Origin of the sequence: Pseudooceanicola pacificus (genome assembly GCF_009789075.1) — a bacterium.
Taxonomy (GTDB): Bacteria; Pseudomonadota; Alphaproteobacteria; order Rhodobacterales; family Rhodobacteraceae; genus Pseudooceanicola; species Pseudooceanicola pacificus.
On the sequence record NZ_WNXQ01000002.1, the window covers coordinates 478,257 to 493,458 of the forward strand.

16 protein-coding genes are annotated in these 15,202 nt (G+C 65.4%); 15 read left to right on the forward strand and 1 reads right to left on the reverse strand.

Annotation, left to right across the window (positions count from 1 at the left end):
- The first annotated feature begins 34 nt into the window (after positions 1 to 34).
- The 14 genes from GLS40_RS05280 (at position 35) to GLS40_RS05345 (ending at position 11,428) form a co-directional block, all read left to right on the forward strand.
- Complete coding sequence (locus tag GLS40_RS05280; RefSeq protein WP_160381685.1) at positions 35 to 508, forward strand: arsenate reductase ArsC; 474 nt, start codon at positions 35 to 37, stop codon at positions 506 to 508.
- A complete protein-coding gene (locus GLS40_RS05285) occupies positions 505 to 1,155 on the forward strand; it encodes an aquaporin (protein WP_160381686.1) in 651 nt (216 codons plus the stop codon). The genes GLS40_RS05280 and GLS40_RS05285 overlap by 4 nt, the downstream gene beginning before the upstream one ends.
- Positions 1,156 to 1,205: 50 nt before the next feature.
- Positions 1,206 to 1,550 carry a CsbD family protein gene (locus GLS40_RS05290; RefSeq protein WP_160381687.1) on the forward strand — a complete coding sequence of 115 codons (345 nt, stop codon included), beginning with the start codon at positions 1,206 to 1,208 and terminating at the stop codon, positions 1,548 to 1,550.
- Between the two features lie 84 nt (positions 1,551 to 1,634).
- The gene (locus tag GLS40_RS05295; protein ID WP_160381688.1) at positions 1,635 to 3,176 is read left to right on the forward strand and encodes a class I adenylate-forming enzyme family protein; all 1,542 of its coding nucleotides are present in this window, start codon (positions 1,635 to 1,637) and stop codon (positions 3,174 to 3,176) included.
- A complete protein-coding gene (locus GLS40_RS05300) occupies positions 3,163 to 3,804 on the forward strand; it encodes a DsbA family oxidoreductase (RefSeq protein ID WP_160381689.1) in 642 nt (213 codons plus the stop codon). The genes GLS40_RS05295 and GLS40_RS05300 overlap by 14 nt, the downstream gene beginning before the upstream one ends.
- Positions 3,801 to 5,033, forward strand: a complete 1,233-nt coding sequence (locus GLS40_RS05305; RefSeq protein ID WP_202075912.1) for a multidrug effflux MFS transporter — start codon at positions 3,801 to 3,803, stop codon at positions 5,031 to 5,033. Before GLS40_RS05300 ends, GLS40_RS05305 begins: the two co-directional genes overlap by 4 nt.
- A gap of 112 nt (positions 5,034 to 5,145) precedes the next feature.
- The gene (locus GLS40_RS05310; RefSeq protein ID WP_160381690.1) at positions 5,146 to 6,360 is read left to right on the forward strand and encodes an NADP-dependent isocitrate dehydrogenase; all 1,215 of its coding nucleotides are present in this window, start codon (positions 5,146 to 5,148) and stop codon (positions 6,358 to 6,360) included.
- A 204-nt stretch (positions 6,361 to 6,564) separates the two neighbouring features.
- Complete coding sequence (locus tag GLS40_RS05315) at positions 6,565 to 6,840, forward strand: STAS domain-containing protein (RefSeq protein ID WP_160381691.1); 276 nt, start codon at positions 6,565 to 6,567, stop codon at positions 6,838 to 6,840.
- Complete coding sequence (locus GLS40_RS05320) at positions 6,837 to 7,202, forward strand: response regulator (RefSeq protein WP_160381692.1); 366 nt, start codon at positions 6,837 to 6,839, stop codon at positions 7,200 to 7,202. Before GLS40_RS05315 ends, GLS40_RS05320 begins: the two co-directional genes overlap by 4 nt.
- A gap of 11 nt (positions 7,203 to 7,213) precedes the next feature.
- Entirely contained in the window at positions 7,214 to 9,337 is a 2,124-nt protein-coding gene (locus GLS40_RS05325) for a chemotaxis protein CheA (protein ID WP_160381693.1), read from the forward strand.
- Positions 9,330 to 9,788 carry a chemotaxis protein CheW gene (locus tag GLS40_RS05330; RefSeq protein WP_160381694.1) on the forward strand — a complete coding sequence of 153 codons (459 nt, stop codon included), beginning with the start codon at positions 9,330 to 9,332 and terminating at the stop codon, positions 9,786 to 9,788. Before GLS40_RS05325 ends, GLS40_RS05330 begins: the two co-directional genes overlap by 8 nt.
- Complete coding sequence (locus tag GLS40_RS05335) at positions 9,785 to 10,666, forward strand: CheR family methyltransferase (RefSeq protein ID WP_235905777.1); 882 nt, start codon at positions 9,785 to 9,787, stop codon at positions 10,664 to 10,666. The genes GLS40_RS05330 and GLS40_RS05335 overlap by 4 nt, the downstream gene beginning before the upstream one ends.
- Before the next feature lie 4 nt (positions 10,667 to 10,670).
- Positions 10,671 to 11,057, forward strand: a complete 387-nt coding sequence (locus GLS40_RS05340) for a response regulator (protein ID WP_160381695.1) — start codon at positions 10,671 to 10,673, stop codon at positions 11,055 to 11,057.
- The gene (locus GLS40_RS05345; protein WP_160381696.1) at positions 11,057 to 11,428 is read left to right on the forward strand and encodes a hypothetical protein; all 372 of its coding nucleotides are present in this window, start codon (positions 11,057 to 11,059) and stop codon (positions 11,426 to 11,428) included. The genes GLS40_RS05340 and GLS40_RS05345 overlap by 1 nt, the downstream gene beginning before the upstream one ends.
- A 284-nt stretch (positions 11,429 to 11,712) precedes the next feature.
- Here the strand turns inward: GLS40_RS05345 and GLS40_RS05350 are convergent, their stop codons facing one another.
- Positions 11,713 to 12,585, reverse strand: coding sequence for an NAD(P)-dependent oxidoreductase (locus GLS40_RS05350; RefSeq protein ID WP_160381697.1), 873 nt, complete (start codon positions 12,583 to 12,585; stop codon positions 11,713 to 11,715).
- An 89-nt stretch (positions 12,586 to 12,674) separates the two neighbouring features.
- Here GLS40_RS05350 and GLS40_RS05355 point away from each other — a divergent pair, with 89 nt between their 5' ends.
- The gene (locus GLS40_RS05355; protein ID WP_160381698.1) at positions 12,675 to 15,146 is read left to right on the forward strand and encodes a penicillin acylase family protein; all 2,472 of its coding nucleotides are present in this window, start codon (positions 12,675 to 12,677) and stop codon (positions 15,144 to 15,146) included.
- Positions 15,147 to 15,202 lie beyond the last annotated feature (56 nt).

Consider the following 15,202-nt stretch of genomic DNA (forward strand, 5'->3'; position numbering starts at 1 on the left):
ATCCTGTTACAAATCCTCTCTATGCGCGCGCATCATGAACATACTTGTCCTCTGCACCGGCAACTCCGCCCGGTCCATCCTGCTTGAATCCATCCTGAACGACCTGGGCCAGGGCCGGGTCACCGCCTATTCCGCCGGATCGAACCCGGCCGGGGCCGTGCATCCGCAATCGCTGAAGCTGCTGGAAGAGCTGGATCACGACACTTCGCACGCCCGGTCGAAAAGCTGGGACGAATTCGCCGGGCCCGACGCGCCCGAGATGGACGTGGTGATCACCGTCTGCGCCTCGGCCGCGGGCGAGACCTGCCCGATCTGGCCCGGCGCGCCGGTGCGGGCCCATTGGGGTGTCGAGGATCCCGCCGCCCTGCCCGAGGACGCCTGGGACAGCGGCTTTCGCGCCGCTTACGACAAGCTGCGCACCCGCGCCGAGGCACTGCTGAAACACCCGGTCGAGACGCTGGACCCGGGCGAGCTGAAGGCGGTGCTGGACCGGATCGGAAAGAAATGAACCGGCAGATCTGGGCCGAGGGCATCGGCACGGCGCTGCTGCTGATCGGCGTCGTCGGTTCCGGCATCATGGGCGAGGCGCTGGCGGCGGGGAATACCGCCGTGGCGCTGCTGGCCAATGCGATTGCCACGGGATGCATGCTCTTCGTCATCATCACCGTGCAGGGGCCGATTTCGGGTGCGCATTTCAACCCCGCCGTCACGCTGGCCTTCCGTCTGCGCGGCCAGATCACGACCGGTATGGCGCTGGCCTATGTCGCGGCGCAGGTCGCGGGCGGGCTGATCGGGGTCTGGCTGACCCATCTGATGTTCGACCTGCCGATCCTGCAGGTCTCGCAGACCATGCACCGCTCGGGTATCGGCCAATGGTCGAGCGAGATCATCGCCACCCTGGGCCTGCTCTTCGTCATCTTCGGCGGGCTAAAGGCGCGGGCGGACCAGGTGCCGGTGCTGGTCGCGATCTATATCACCGGGGCCTACTGGTTCACCTCCTCGACCAGCTTTGCCAATCCCGCGGTGACCGTGGCGCGCAGCTTTTCGGACACTTTTGCGGGGATCTGGCCGGGACATGCGCCGATGTTCATCGCGATGCAGCTGATCGCCGTCGGTCTCGCCGCCCCGCTGCTGCCCCGCCTGCTGGAGGAGTGAACCCGACCGGCCCCCGTGCGTTGTCCCCCTGAGCAAGGAAAGGACACGACATGGACTGGACCCGGATCAAACAGGACTGGACCGCCTTCACCGGCGCCGTCATGGAACGCTGGCCCGAGGCGCAGGAGGACGATCTGCTGCAACTGGACGGCACGCGCGACGCCCTGGCGGGCTATCTGGTGCAGCGCACCGGACGCGACGCCGCCACCCTGCAGGAGGAGATCTCCGAATGGCGCGAGGGCGCGGAACCTGCCGATATCCACATGGACGAAAGCCGCGACAACGCCAATATCGGCGAAAGCGCGCGGCTGGTGGCCCCGGGCGAGGATGTCTATGACGACGACCGCGCCTTTGGCGACGACGGCCTGGCCGAACCGCCGGTGGACCGGGGCTGACCCTACGGCACCGCACACGGGCCCCGCATCCCCGGCAGGGTGCGGGGACTTGCATGTCCGGCGGGCGCGGCATAGCACTTTGCCATGCTGTCCGTATTCGACCAGGGCCCTCCGCCAGCCTGCCCCGCCCCTTTCAATCTGGCCGCCCATGTGCTGGCCCGCGCCGAGGATGCGCCCGACAAGGTCGCGCTGGCCGTGGTCGGGCTGTCGGGCGCGGAACGGTGGAGCTATGGCCGCCTGAAGGCCGCCGTGATGGGCACCGCCGGCGGGCTGCACATGGCGGGCTTTGTCCCCGGTGACATCCTGCTGATGCGGTTGGGCAATACGGTGGATTTCCCGATTGCCTACCTGGGCGCGATCGCCGCCGGGATGGTGCCGGTGCCGACCTCCTCGCAGCTGACCGAGCGCGAGGTGGCCAAGATGGCCGCCGACCTGAAACCGGCGGGCGTGCTGCGGGGCGAGGGCATCGCCTGCCCGGACCTGCCCGGCGTCGCCACGGTGAGCCAGGCCAGTTTGGCCGAATACCGCAGCCTGCCCGGCGTGCCCTTCGACATGGGCGACCCGGAGCGCATGGCCTATATCGTCTATACCTCGGGCACCTCGGGCAATGCCCGCGCCGTGGCCCATGCCCATCGGGCGATCTGGGCCCGCCGGATGATGCACGAGGGCTGGTACGGGCTGACAGCCGAGGACCGCCTGATGCATGCCGGTGCGTTCAACTGGACCTACACGCTGGGCACCGGCCTGATGGATCCGTGGTCCGTCGGCGCGACGGCCCTGATCCCGGCGCAAGGCGTGGGACCCGAGGCGCTGCCGCTGCTGATGAAACGGCACGAGGCCACGATTTTTGCCGCCGCGCCAGGGGTTTACCGCAAGATCCTCAGCCAGAACGCGAAGCTGGACCTGCCGCGTCTGCGTCATGGGCTGACAGCGGGGGAAAAGGTCTCGGACGCGATCCGGGCGGAGTGGAAAAACGCCGCCGGAACAGAGCTTTACGAGGCGTTCGGCATGTCCGAATGTTCGACCTTCATCTCGGGCTGCCCGGCGCGGCAATCGGCCCCCGGCGCGCTTGGCGCCCCGCAGGTCGGGCGCCGCGTCGCCCTGCTGGGCGAAGACGGCCCCGTGCCCCTGGGCGAAACCGGGGTGATCGCCATCTCGCGCCGCGATCCCGGGCTGATGCTGGGCTATCTGAACGCCGAGGCCGAGACACAGGCCCGGATGCAGGGCGACTGGTTCCTGACCGGCGATCTGGGCACGATGACCGAGGACGGCCAGATCACCTATCAGGGCCGGGCCGACGACATGATGAATGCCGGCGGCTACCGGGTTTCGCCCATCGAGGTGGAAGGCGCCCTGTCAGGCATTCCCGGCGTGACCGAGATCGGCGTGACCGATGTCGAGGTCAAGGCCGATGCCCGGTTGATCATCGGCTTTTACACCGGCCCGCAACCCCTTGATCCGGCGATCCTTTCGGGGATCGCTGCCGAGCGGCTGGCGCGCTACAAACAGCCCCGTGACTTCGTTCACGTGGCCGAGCTGCCGCGCAATCCGAACGGCAAGCTGCAACGCAAGGCGCTGGCTCCCCTGTGGCATGCCCGCCAGAAGGACACACATGGTCAAACTTGATATCCTGTCGGACCCGATCTGCCCGTGGTGCTACATCGGCAAGACCCAGCTGGACCGCGCGCTGGCCGAACGGCCCGATCATCCCTTCGTGGTGGAATGGCATCCGTTCCAGCTGAACCCGGACATGCCGCGCGAGGGCGCGGACCGGCGGGCCTATCTGGAGGCCAAGTTCGGCAAGGACAAGGCCGACGAGGTCTACAGCAATATCGCCGCCCACGCCGAAAGCCTGGGGATCGAGGCCGATTTCGGGGCCATCACCCGCACCCCCAACACGCTGGATGCGCACCGGCTGATCTATTGGGCCGGGATCGAGGCCAAGCAGGGACCGGTGGTCGACGGCCTTTTTGCCGCGAATTTCCGCGAGGGGCGCGACATCGGCCAGCATGACGTCCTGGCGGATGTGGCCGACGGCGCGGGTATGGATGCCTCGGTCGTGCGCAAGCTGCTGAGCTCGGACGCCGATGCCGAGATGATCCGCGAGCGCGACGCCCATTCCCGCAAGATGGGCGTGAATGCCGTGCCCACCTTTGTCGTCGGCCAGCGCCATGCCGTGCCGGGCGCGCAGCCGCCCGAGCTCTGGCTCAAGGTCATCGACGAGATCATGTCGCAACCGGCCGACGAGGAATGAGCGACAGCGCGCAGCCCGCCCCGCGTGGCGGGCTCAGCCGGATCGAACTGGTCGCCATGCTGGCGATGATGGTCGCCACGGTGGCTTTCTCCATCGACTCGATGCTGCCCGCCCTGCCCGACATCGGGGCCGAACTGGTGCCCGACAATCCCAATTCGGCCCAGCTGATTCTGTCGGCCTTCATCATCGGCATGGGGATCGGCACGCTTTTTGTCGGGCCGCTGTCAGATGCCTTCGGCCGCAAGAGCATCATCCTGTTCGGCTCCGTCGTCTATATCTGCGGCGCGGCGCTGGCCTGGGCCGCGCCGTCGATCGAGCTGATGTTCGCCGCGCGCCTGCTGCAGGGCCTGGGCGCCGCCGGTCCGCGCATCGTCTCGCTCGCCATCATCCGCGATCTTTATTCCGGGCGCGAGATGGCGCGGCTGCTCAGCTTCGTCATGGTGATCTTCACCGTCGTCCCCGCCCTCGCCCCCCTGCTGGGCAGCGGCATCGTCGCGCTGACCGGATGGCGCGGGATCTTCCTGGCCTTTGTCCTGTTCTCGCTCGTCTCGACGTTCTGGCTGACCCTGCGCCTGCCGGAGCCCCTGCCGCGCGACCGCCGCCGCCCGCTGAACCTGGCCCGGCTGATCGAGGCCGGGCGCGAGATGGCAGGCATCCGCATGGTGCGCCTGTCGATCATGGTGCAGTCGCTGATCTTCACCGCGCTCTTCACCACGATCAGCCTGATCCAGCCGATTTTCGAACAGTCCTACAACCGGATCGGGCTGTTCACGACGCTGTTCTTCGTCATCGGCATGTTCTGCGCCACCTCCTCGATGGTGAACGCGCGCTTCGTGATGAAATACGGGATGCGGGCGATCATCACATTGGCCGTCGGGGTGGACCTTGCCCTTAGCGTGGTGATGCTGCTGGTCCACCTGACCGGCGTGGCGGGCGAGGGCGAATTCTACGTCTACCTCGTCTGGCAGACCGCGATCTTCTACCAGATGGGCCTGACCATCGGGAACCTCAACGCCCTGGCGATGGAGCCGCTTGGCCATATCGCCGGGCTGGCGGCCAGCGTGATCGGCGCCATCTCGACCGTCTTTGCCGGCATCGTGGCCGCGCTGGTCGCACAGACCTTCAGCGGCACGCCCCTGCCGCTGTTCCTTGCCACGCTGATCCTGCTGGGCCTGGCCTTTCCGCTGTTGCTGCAGATGCGAAAACTCGAAAGGGTCAAGCGGCAATAGGTCGCTGACACGTTTTCTGTATACAAATGCATACAGACTTCCCACCCAACCGGGCATGGGCTAAGGAGGCGTCAGGACCCCTATCAACCCTCCCAGCGGAAAGGGATTGCCGATGACCAAGATCAAGGTGGAGAACCCGATCGTCGAGATGGACGGCGACGAGATGACCCGGATTATCTGGGATTTCATCAAGACCAAGCTGATCCTGCCCTACCTGGACCTGGACCTGCTCTATTACGACCTCGGGATCGAGGAACGTGACCGGACCAACGACCAGATCACCATCGACTCGGCCGAGAAGACGAAAGAGATCGGCGTCGCCGTGAAATGCGCCACGATCACGCCCGATGAGCAGCGGGTCGAGGAATTCGGCCTCAAGCAGATGTGGAAATCGCCCAACGGCACGATCCGCAACATCCTGGGCGGCGTCGTCTTCCGCCAGCCGATCATCTGCCGCAACGTGCCCCGTCTGGTGCCGGGCTGGACCAAGCCCATCGTCATCGGGCGTCATGCCTTTGGCGATCAGTACAAGGCCACCGATTTCACCTTCCCGGGTGCGGGCAAGCTGACGATGAAATTCGTGGGCGCGGACGGCACCGTGATCGAGAAGGAGGTCTATGATGCCCCCTCCGCCGGGGTCTATCAGGCGATGTACAACCTCGATTCGTCGATCATCGACTTTGCCCGCGCGTCGCTGAACTACGGGCTGATGATGGGCTGGCCGGTCTATCTGTCGACCAAGAACACCATCCTCAAGGCCTATGACGGGCGCTTCAAGGACCTGTTCCAGCAGGTCTATGAAGAAGAGTTCGAGGACGAGTTCAAGAAGAGGAAGATCTGGTACGAACACCGCCTGATCGACGACATGGTCGCCTGCGCGATGAAGTGGAACGGCGGGTTCGTCTGGGCCTGCAAGAACTACGACGGCGACGTGCAGTCCGACACCGTGGCCCAGGGGTTCGGCTCTCTGGGGCTGATGACCTCGCAGCTGATGACGCCCGACGGCAAGATCGTCGAGGCCGAGGCGGCGCATGGGACGGTGACCCGCCACTACCGCCAGCACCAGAAGGGCGAGCAGACCTCCACCAACTCCATCGCCTCAATCTACGCCTGGACCGGCGGGCTGAAGCACCGCGCCAAGCTCGACGGGAACGAGGCGCTGATGCATTTCGCCGCGACGCTGGAAAAGGTGGTGGTGCAGACGGTGGAATCGGGGTCGATGACCAAGGACCTGGCCCTGCTGGTCGGTCCGGATCAGGGATGGCTGACCACGATGGGATTCCTGGAAAAGATCGACGAGAATCTGAACAAGGCGCTGGCGGGCTGAATTCGCCCCTCTTTGCCGCTAAGGCCGGGCCCCGCGCCCGGCCTTTTTCGTTTTCCGGGCCCTGCCTCGGGAAAATGCCGTCAAAAGGCCGGGATTGCGTAACTCCGCCTTAACGGGATGGGCCCTAGAACCGCTCGCGAACCGAACGGAACCCAGGGAGCCTGGCCATGACCTATCCGCCGCGCCTGCCCGATGCAGGTGGCCATGTCTGACGCTTTGCTATTGCCGCCGCGGCTGGATCTGCCTGCCGCCGCCCCGCTGGCCCAGGCCTTCCGTGAACGGCTGGGCGCCGATATCGCCGTCGATGCCTCGCAGGTGACCCACCTTGGCGCGCTCTGCCTGCAGGTCCTCCTCTCGGCAGCGATCACGGCCCGCAGACGCGGCCATGCGCTGCGCCTGATCGCGATCTCGGACCGGGCGGCGCAGCAGCTGGCCCAGATGGGATTCACCCCCGACACCCTGGCGGAGGGCACGCCGTGAGCCTGACAATCCTCGCCGTCGACGACAGCCGTACCATGCGCGACATGATCCGCATGGCCCTGGCCCCGTCCGGTTTCACCGTCCACGTGGCCGAGGACGGGATTCACGGGCTTGAGGTGCTGGACGGCATCGACCCCGACGCGATCATCACCGATATCAACATGCCCCGCATGGACGGGTTCGGCTTCATCGACGCCGTGCGCGGGCAGGACGACCACCGCGCCACGCCAATTCTGGTTCTGACCACGGAAAGCGCGCCGGAACTCAAGATGCGCGCCCGCAACGCCGGCGCCACCGGCTGGATCGTCAAGCCCTTCGACCCGGTCAAGCTGGTCAAGGCGCTGCACATGGTTGCGGGATAGGGGGCCGGAGGATGAGCGATCAGAATGACCCGATGGCCGAAATCCGCGCCTCGTTCTTCATCGAATGCGAGGAGCTGCTGGAGGCCCTGCAGGACGGCCTGTCAGAGATGGACGAAGGCTCCGAGGATCCCGAGACCATCAACGTCGTCTTCCGGGCCGTGCACTCGATCAAGGGCGGCGCCGGGGCCTTTGGCCTGGAACCCCTGGTGCGATTTGCCCATCGTTACGAAACCGTCCTGGACGAGGTCCGCTCCGGCCGGCTGAGCCCGGATCACGAAGGGCAAAAGCTGTTCTTTCAGGCCGCCGATCACCTTTCGGATCTCGTGCGCGCCTGTCGTGACGATGCCACAGTGCCGGAGGATCAGAGCCAGGCCCTGCTCGACCAGCTCAACGGTCTTCTCGGCGAGCAGGAGGAGGATACCGAAGTCACGCCCGAGGAATTCGAGCCCCTCGGCCTCAGCCTCGATCTTCCCGACCTCGACGCCCTGCCGGCGCCGGCGCTCACGACCTACACTATCCGCTTCAAGCCCGAGGCAGAGCTTTACGAGACCGGCAACGAGCCCCAGATGCTGCTGCGCAACCTGGGCGAACTGGGTGAGGCGCAGGTTTCCTGCGACACCTCCGCCCTGCCCTCCCTGGCCGAGCTCTCGCCGGAAACGCCCTATGTCGCCTGGACCATCCGCCTGCAGACCGCCGCCGCCGAGCCCGAGATCCGCGAGGTCTTCGAATTTGTCGAAGGCCTGTGCGAACTGACGATATCCGACGCCTCCGATACCGAAGAATCGCCCCCCGCTGAAACGCTGCCGGATGCCCCCGCGACGATCGCGCTAGCAGGGCCCGCCACCGATCCCGTCGAACCTGAGGAAGCGGCGGCCCCATCCCCCGACACGCCCCGCAAATCGGGCTCCGGCGCCGCGGCCAAATCCGTCGTCCGGGTCGACCTGGAGCGTATCGAACGTCTGGTCAACCTCGTGGGCGAACTGGTGATCAACCAGGCCATGCTCTCGCAATCGCTGGAACAGGCCGGCCTGTCACCGCATTCCGATGCGATGAACGGGCTGGAGGAGTTCCAGCGTCTGACCCGCGACATCCAGGACAGCGTGATGATGATCCGCGCCCAGCCGGTCAAGTCGCTCTTCCAGCGCATGTCGCGCATCGTGCGCGAGGCCTCCGCGGCCGTCGGGAAAGAGGTCCGCCTGGTCACCGAGGGCGAAGCCACCGAGGTCGACAAGACCGTCATCGAACGCCTCGCCGATCCGCTGACCCACATGATCCGCAACGCGGTCGACCACGGGCTGGAAAACAACGAGGCACGCGCCAGCTCGGGCAAACCGTCCGAAGGCACGGTCCGCCTGACCGCCGCGCATCGCAGCGGCCGCGTCATCATCGAGGTCTCCGACGACGGCAGTGGCATCGACCGTCCGCGGGTGCTGAAGATCGCCACCGAAAAGGGACTGGTTCCCCCGGATGTGCAGATGACCGAAGCCGAGATCGACAACCTGCTGTTCATGCCGGGCTTTTCCACCGCCGGAAAGGTGTCGAACCTCTCGGGCCGTGGTGTCGGAATGGACGTGGTCCGCACCGCCATCCAGTCGCTGGGCGGCAGGATCAACATCTTTTCCGAACGCGGCAAGGGCACAACCTTCTCGATCAGCCTGCCGCTGACTCTCGCCGTGCTCGACGGCATGGTTGTGCGCGTGGCCAACGAAACGCTTGTGCTGCCGCTCAACGTCGTAGTTGAAACCCTCTCCCTCGGCCCCGGGGATGTGCAGATGCTGCGACCCGGCGCCTTTGTCGTCAGGGTCCGCGGCGGCTTTGTGCCCCTCTACGATCTGGGTGTGATCCTCGGCTATCGCGGCCCGCTGCAGGACCACGACCGCGGTATCGTTCTGCTGATCGCTCTGGAAGACGGCAACCGCGCCGCCCTCGTGATCGACGGGATCGAGGACCAGCGCCAGGTCGTCATCAAGGGCCTCGACGAAAGCTTTTACCGCGCGCCGGGCATTGCCGCGGCCACGATCCTCGGGGACGGGCAGATCGCCCTCATCCTGGATCCGTCCGACGTGATCGCCAGCGCCGGCAGCATACGCCCCAAGGATCGAGCCCTGGCCGAAAGGATGGTCGAACATGGCTGACAACACCACCGCCAAAGACCTGGAACTGCTGACGTTTCGCGTCGCCGACCAGGAGTATTCACTCGACATCATGTCCGTCCGAGAAATTTGCGGCTGGACACGCACAACGCCGATGCCGCACGCCCCCGCCTTCATGCGTGGTGTGATCAACCTGCGCGGCACGGTTCTGCCGGTGATGGACCTGGCCCTGCGCCTGAACATGCAGTCGCAGAAGACCAGCGATCGAAATGTCATCATAGTTGTGACCCTGAACGGGACCCTGACCGGCCTGCTTGTCGACGCGGTCTCGGACATTGTCGCGATCAGTGTCGAGGACCTTCAAACCCCGCCCGAGATGTCCTCGGACCCGCAATCGACCGTTGTCAGAGCCTTGACCGTGATCGACGATCGCATGATCCGGGTCCTCGATCTTGCCGCGATCGTACCTTCAGGCACGGAAGAGGTCGCATGAGCGCCGGGGACACTATGGACGGGCAGTCCGGAACGATGAGCCCCAAGGCGTTCCAGGCAATTGCCGCGCTCGCCAAGGAAGAGGCTGGCCTCGTCCTGACCCAGGGCAAGGCAACGATGATCCAGTCCCGGCTGCGCAAGCGCGTACGTGCCCTTGGACTCACCGACGTCGATGCCTACGCAAAGTTCGTCACGTCTCGTGAGGGCGAAGCCGAGCGGCGAAACATGGTCTCCGCCCTGACCACAAATGTCTCGCACTTCTTTCGCGAGTCGCATCATTTCGATCTGCTGAGAAATCTGGCCTTTCCCGCATTGATCGACAGGGCCACCCGGGGCGGCAAGGTTCGCATCTGGTCTGCCGGCTGCTCCAGCGGGCAGGAGCCCTATTCCATCGCCATGAGCCTTCTGGCCATGAGCCCGGAACTGGCCCAGCGAGATGTGCTGATACTGGCGACCGATATCGATCCCAATATCCTGTCCTTTGCCCAGGCTGCCACGTTTAGCGAACAGCAGGTTGCCGGAATAACCGACGCCATGAAAAAGTCATTCCTGACACGCACGGGCGAGGACGGAAAATACCAGGTCAATGCCCCGATCCGCCGTCTCGTGCGCTTTCGCGAACTCAACCTGCATGGAGACTGGCCCATGCGGGCAAAGTTCGACGTCATCTTCTGCAGAAATGTCGTCATATATTTCGACCCGCAGGACCAGGCAGCGTTGTGGCCCCGTTTTCACGCCGCGCTCGATTCGAATGGCTGGATGATGCTGGGCCATTCCGAACGCATTTCCGATTCGGCGCTCAACTTGTTCACATCGGTCGGACCCACGGCATACCGGCCCGTTCAGGCTGTCCCCGGTACCGCACAGGTAAAAAGGTAAGACAATGGCTTTGCGAGACCAATTGCGGATCATGGTCGTCGACGACATGTCCACCAGCCGCGGCCTCATCACCCAGGCACTGGATGCATTTGGCGTCACGAATGTCACCACAGCCGGAGACGGGCCAAGCGCCTTGGAAGCCTTGAACGCAAAACCCGTTCACCTTGTCATATCGGATTATAACATGCCCGGCATGGACGGACTCCAGCTGCTGCAGAACCTCCGGGCCGGGGCCAGAACCAAAGGCGTAGGCTTCATCCTGATCACCGGAAAGGCGGACAAGGCGATCGTGGAAAACGGAAAAAAACTCGGAATGAACAATTTCCTGAAGAAACCTTTTGATCCGATGGACCTGAGAAAATGTATCGAAGCGGTTGTAGGGCGTCTGTGATGGAGGATAGGCCCTGCCCGTCTGACAAGGAAGACTCGGACCAGCTGTCGGCGCGGCAGGTTCTCGAAACTCTGTCCAGCCTCACGCTTCAGATCCAAACCCTTACCGAAGACGTCGAAAATGCAGTGCTTGCCAGCATCTGTTCCTGTGCGGGCGAAGATGTTGACGCAATCGAGAATCTTCAGAAGCTGGACGTTCTGCGACAATCTGTCGGCGACGCCAGGGGATTGATCAATCTGGTGGCTCCAAGGGTGGAGTGGCTACCGGGTCAATCCGTCCGGTCCAGCGAATTGCGGGAAGCCGTGGATATGCTGCAGAGTCTGAGCGATGCCCACCATGCCGCCAGCACTGGTGAGATCGTACTGCTGTGACCTTAGCATGCTGGCGCACTCGCGGAACGAGCCCTCGGAAGGTACCAATCGGCACGCGTCGGTCATCCATCTGCACCATGCCGCGCGGCGTGGTCGGAAGCCCCGGCAGAACCCGCCCCGTCCCAACGCGCCATCACTGCCACATGGTTACGAAGCCGTGCATCACCAACGACAGACGGAGGGACACTGGTGAGTCGATTGGAACCCGACGGAGCGGGAGTGATGATGAACCTGACCGAGCGATACACACTCGAAACCGGGCCGAGCGAGAGCAAGCCCGAACCTCACCCGAGCGCGGTCAGCCTCTTCAGCAGCGACGAGGTGTCCCAGCGTCCACCGCCCAGCTTCTGGACGTCCTTGTAGAACTGGTCGACCAGCGCGGTCACCGGCAGCGAGGCCCCGACCTCGTCCGAGGTGGACAGGCAAATGCCAAGGTCCTTGCGCATCCAGTCCACCGCGAAACCGTGGTCGAATTCGTCGGCCAGCATGGTCTTGTAGCGGTTCTGCATCTGCCAGGATCCGGCGGCGCCCTGGCTGATCACCTCGACCACCTTCTCGCCGTCCAGCCCGGCCTTCTGCGCGAAATGAAGCGCCTCGCTCAGCCCCTGCACCAGACCGGCGATGGCGATCTGGTTGCACATCTTGGTCATCTGGCCCGCGCCGCTGTCGCCCAGGCGGCGGCAGATCTTGGCATAGGTGTCGATCACAGGGGCGGCCGCGTCGAAATCCGCCGCATCGCCGCCGCACATGACAGAGAGCACGCCATTCTCGGCCCCCGCCTGCCCGCCCGAGATCGGAGCGTCGACATATCCCAGCCCCTGGGCCTTGGCCGCGGCGTAAAGCTCCGCCGTGACCCGGGCCGAAACCGTGGTGTGATCCACCAGGATCGCCCCGGCCTCCATTCCCGCAAATGCCCCGTCCGTGCCGGCGCAGACCTGGCGCAGGTCGTCGTCATTGCCCACGCAGGTCATCACAAATGCGGCACCTTTCGCCGCCTCCGCCGGGGTCGGGGCCGAGGCGCCGCCATGCTGCTTGACCCAGGCCTCGGCCTTTGCGGCCGTGCGATTATAGACCGTGACCTCATGCCCCGCCGCGGCGAGATGTCCCGCCATCGGATAGCCCATCACTCCAAGTCCGAGGAAAGCAACCTGTGCCATGACCTTTTCCCTTTCCGTTCTATGCCCTAGAAGTTCTGTCGGGTCCCACCGACAAGAGCAAGGGGCCCGGGCAATCAAATGAGGCACACATGGGCACGGTCTTTCGCTGGCTCTTGCGGATCGCGGGGGCCATGGTCGTCCTGGCCGGGCTTGCCGCGCTCGGCGTCTATTACCTCGCCTCGCGGTCCCTGCCGGAATACGACCGCACTGCAAGGGTGACGGGACTCACCGCCCCGGTCGAGATCGTGCACGACAACGCCAATGTGCCGCATATCTTTGGCCAGAGCGATGCCGACGTCTATTTCGCGCTTGGCTACAGCCATGCGCAGGACCGGTTCTGGCAGATGATCACCATGCGCCGCACCGCCCAGGGCCGCCTGTCCGAGGTCTTTGGCGCGCGCACCGTGCGCATCGACAAGCTGATGCGCCGGTTCGATATCTACAACCTCGCCCGCAGCTCGGTCGAGGCGCAGGACGCGCAGACCCGCGCGGCGCTCGACGCCTATGCCGCCGGGGTCAACGCCCGCATCGAAGAGGTGAACCGCGATGCCCTGGGCCGTGGCGCACCCGAGATGTTCCTGTTCGACAACCCCGTCGCGCCGTGGCAACCCGCTGATTCCATTGCAATTTCAAAACTGATGGCGCTGCAGCTCTCTGGCCAGATCCAGTCCGAGGTGATGCGCGCCCGGACCTCGCTGGCGCTTGGCGACCACCAGGAGCGGCTCAAGGACATCCAGCCCGATGCGCCGGGCAAGGGCATCGCCGCCCTGCCCGCCTATGCCGCGCTGATGCCCCCGGGCCTGCCACGCTATGCCGCGGCCGCACCCGAGGATCCGAATCCGCTGTCGCCTGTCGCCTCGCTTGACCTCGCCGGGGCCTCCAACGCGTTTGCCGCGGCGCCCAACCGTTCTGCCACGGGCGGCACGCTGCTGGCCAACGACCCGCATCTGGGCCTCACGGCCCCGTCGATCTGGTATCTCGCCCGGCTGGAGCTGGCCTCCGGCGGGGTGATCGGGGGCACGATTCCCGGCATGCCGCTGGTGCTCGTGGGGCGCAGCGCGCGGCTCGGCTGGGGGCTGACCTCGTCCTACCTCGACGATCAGGACGTGCATATCGAACAGCTGAACCCCGACAACCCCGAGGAATACCTGACCCCGGATGGCTGGAAACCCTTCCGCAGCCGCGATTCCATCGTGACGGTCAAGGGCGACACCTCGGTCACCCTGCGCCTGCGCTGGACGGACAATGGCCCGGTCCTGACCGGCAGCGATTACAGCCTCGCCACCATCACCCCGCCGGGGCATGTCGCCTCGGTCTCCTGGACGGCGCTTGACGGGGCCGACACCACGATGTCCGCCGGGATCGCGCTGATGCAATCGGCCAACAGGGGCGAGGCGCTGCAGGCGATGGAGAAATTCATCGCCCCCTCGCAGAACCTGATGCTGGTGGATGCCGAGGGCATCGCGATGAAGACCGTGGGCGCGATGCCGCGCCGCGACGCCGGGCACGAGACGCTGGGCCGCATGCCCTCGCGCGGGTGGATCGCGGCAAACCGCTGGCAGGGCATGCTGCCCTTCACCGCCAACCCCGAATTCATCGACCCCGACGGCGGGCTGCTGGCCAATACCAACAACAAGCTGGTGGACAGGCCCTTTCCGCTGCATGTCTCTTACGACTGGGGCGACACCCAGCGGATCCACCGTCTGGAACGCCTGATGCAGACGCGCGAGGTGCACACCCGCGACAGCTTCATCGAGGCGCAGCTGGACACCGTGTCCTATACCGCGCGCTCGCTGCTGCCGCTGATCGGCAAGGACCTGTGGTTCACCGGCGAGGCCGCGCCCGAGGGCACGCCCGAACGCCTGCGCCAGCGCGCGCTTGAGCTGCTGGCCGGCTGGAACGGCGAGATGAACGAGCACCTGCCCGAGCCGCTGATCTATGCCGCCTGGCTGCGCGCCCTGCAGAACCGCCTGATCCAGGACGAGCTGGGCCCCCTGACCCCGGCCTATGGCCATATCGAGCCGCTCTTCATCGAACGGGTCTATCGCGACATCGACGGCGCCTCGGCCTGGTGCGACGTCAAGCAGTCCGGCCCGGTCGAGACCTGTACAGAGATCGCCCGCCTGGCGCTGGACGACGCCCTCGTCTGGATCAAGGAGACCTACGGCACCGCGCTGGAATCGCTGCGGTGGGGCGATGCGCATCAGGCGGCGCAGGACCACCAGGTCCTGGGCGAGGTGCCGGTGCTGCGCTATTTCGTGAACATCCGCCAGTCGACCAGCGGCGGGGACAACACGCTGATGCGCGGCGCGACCAAGGGCGGGAACGGCTCCGATGCCTTCCTGAACGTGCATGGCGCGGGCTATCGCGGGGTCTACGATTTTGCCGATCCGGACAGCTCTGTCTTCATCATTTCGACCGGGCAGTCGGGGCATTTCCTGTCGCGCCATTACGACGACCTGGCGCAGCTCTGGCGGCGGGGCGAATACATCCCGATGTCGCTGGACGAAAACCTCGCCCGCGCCGCCGCCGTGGGCGTCACGCGGCTGGAACCGCGGTAGCCACGACGCGCCCCGGCCGGTTGCGACGCGCGCCCGGCTGATCGCAATACGCCCGG

Excerpts from the sequence above, each read along its gene's own strand:
- GLS40_RS05280 (WP_160381685.1), top strand. The coding sequence starts at position 35 with ATGAACATACTTGTCCTCTGCACCGGCAACTCCGCCCGGTCCATCCTG.
- GLS40_RS05285 (WP_160381686.1), top strand. The coding sequence starts at position 505 with ATGAACCGGCAGATCTGGGCCGAGGGCATCGGCACGGCGCTGCTGCTG.
- GLS40_RS05290 (WP_160381687.1), top strand. The coding sequence starts at position 1,206 with ATGGACTGGACCCGGATCAAACAGGACTGGACCGCCTTCACCGGCGCC.
- GLS40_RS05295 (WP_160381688.1), top strand. The coding sequence starts at position 1,635 with ATGCTGTCCGTATTCGACCAGGGCCCTCCGCCAGCCTGCCCCGCCCCT.
- GLS40_RS05300 (WP_160381689.1), top strand. The coding sequence starts at position 3,163 with ATGGTCAAACTTGATATCCTGTCGGACCCGATCTGCCCGTGGTGCTAC.
- GLS40_RS05305 (WP_202075912.1), top strand. The coding sequence starts at position 3,801 with ATGAGCGACAGCGCGCAGCCCGCCCCGCGTGGCGGGCTCAGCCGGATC.
- GLS40_RS05310 (WP_160381690.1), top strand. The coding sequence starts at position 5,146 with ATGACCAAGATCAAGGTGGAGAACCCGATCGTCGAGATGGACGGCGAC.
- GLS40_RS05315 (WP_160381691.1), top strand. The coding sequence starts at position 6,565 with ATGTCTGACGCTTTGCTATTGCCGCCGCGGCTGGATCTGCCTGCCGCC.
- GLS40_RS05325 (WP_160381693.1), top strand. The coding sequence starts at position 7,214 with ATGAGCGATCAGAATGACCCGATGGCCGAAATCCGCGCCTCGTTCTTC.
- GLS40_RS05330 (WP_160381694.1), top strand. The coding sequence starts at position 9,330 with ATGGCTGACAACACCACCGCCAAAGACCTGGAACTGCTGACGTTTCGC.
- GLS40_RS05335 (WP_235905777.1), top strand. The coding sequence starts at position 9,785 with ATGAGCGCCGGGGACACTATGGACGGGCAGTCCGGAACGATGAGCCCC.
- GLS40_RS05340 (WP_160381695.1), top strand. The coding sequence starts at position 10,671 with ATGGCTTTGCGAGACCAATTGCGGATCATGGTCGTCGACGACATGTCC.
- GLS40_RS05345 (WP_160381696.1), top strand. The coding sequence starts at position 11,057 with ATGGAGGATAGGCCCTGCCCGTCTGACAAGGAAGACTCGGACCAGCTG.
- GLS40_RS05350 (WP_160381697.1), bottom strand. The coding sequence starts at position 12,585 with ATGGCACAGGTTGCTTTCCTCGGACTTGGAGTGATGGGCTATCCGATG.
- GLS40_RS05355 (WP_160381698.1), top strand. The coding sequence starts at position 12,675 with ATGGGCACGGTCTTTCGCTGGCTCTTGCGGATCGCGGGGGCCATGGTC.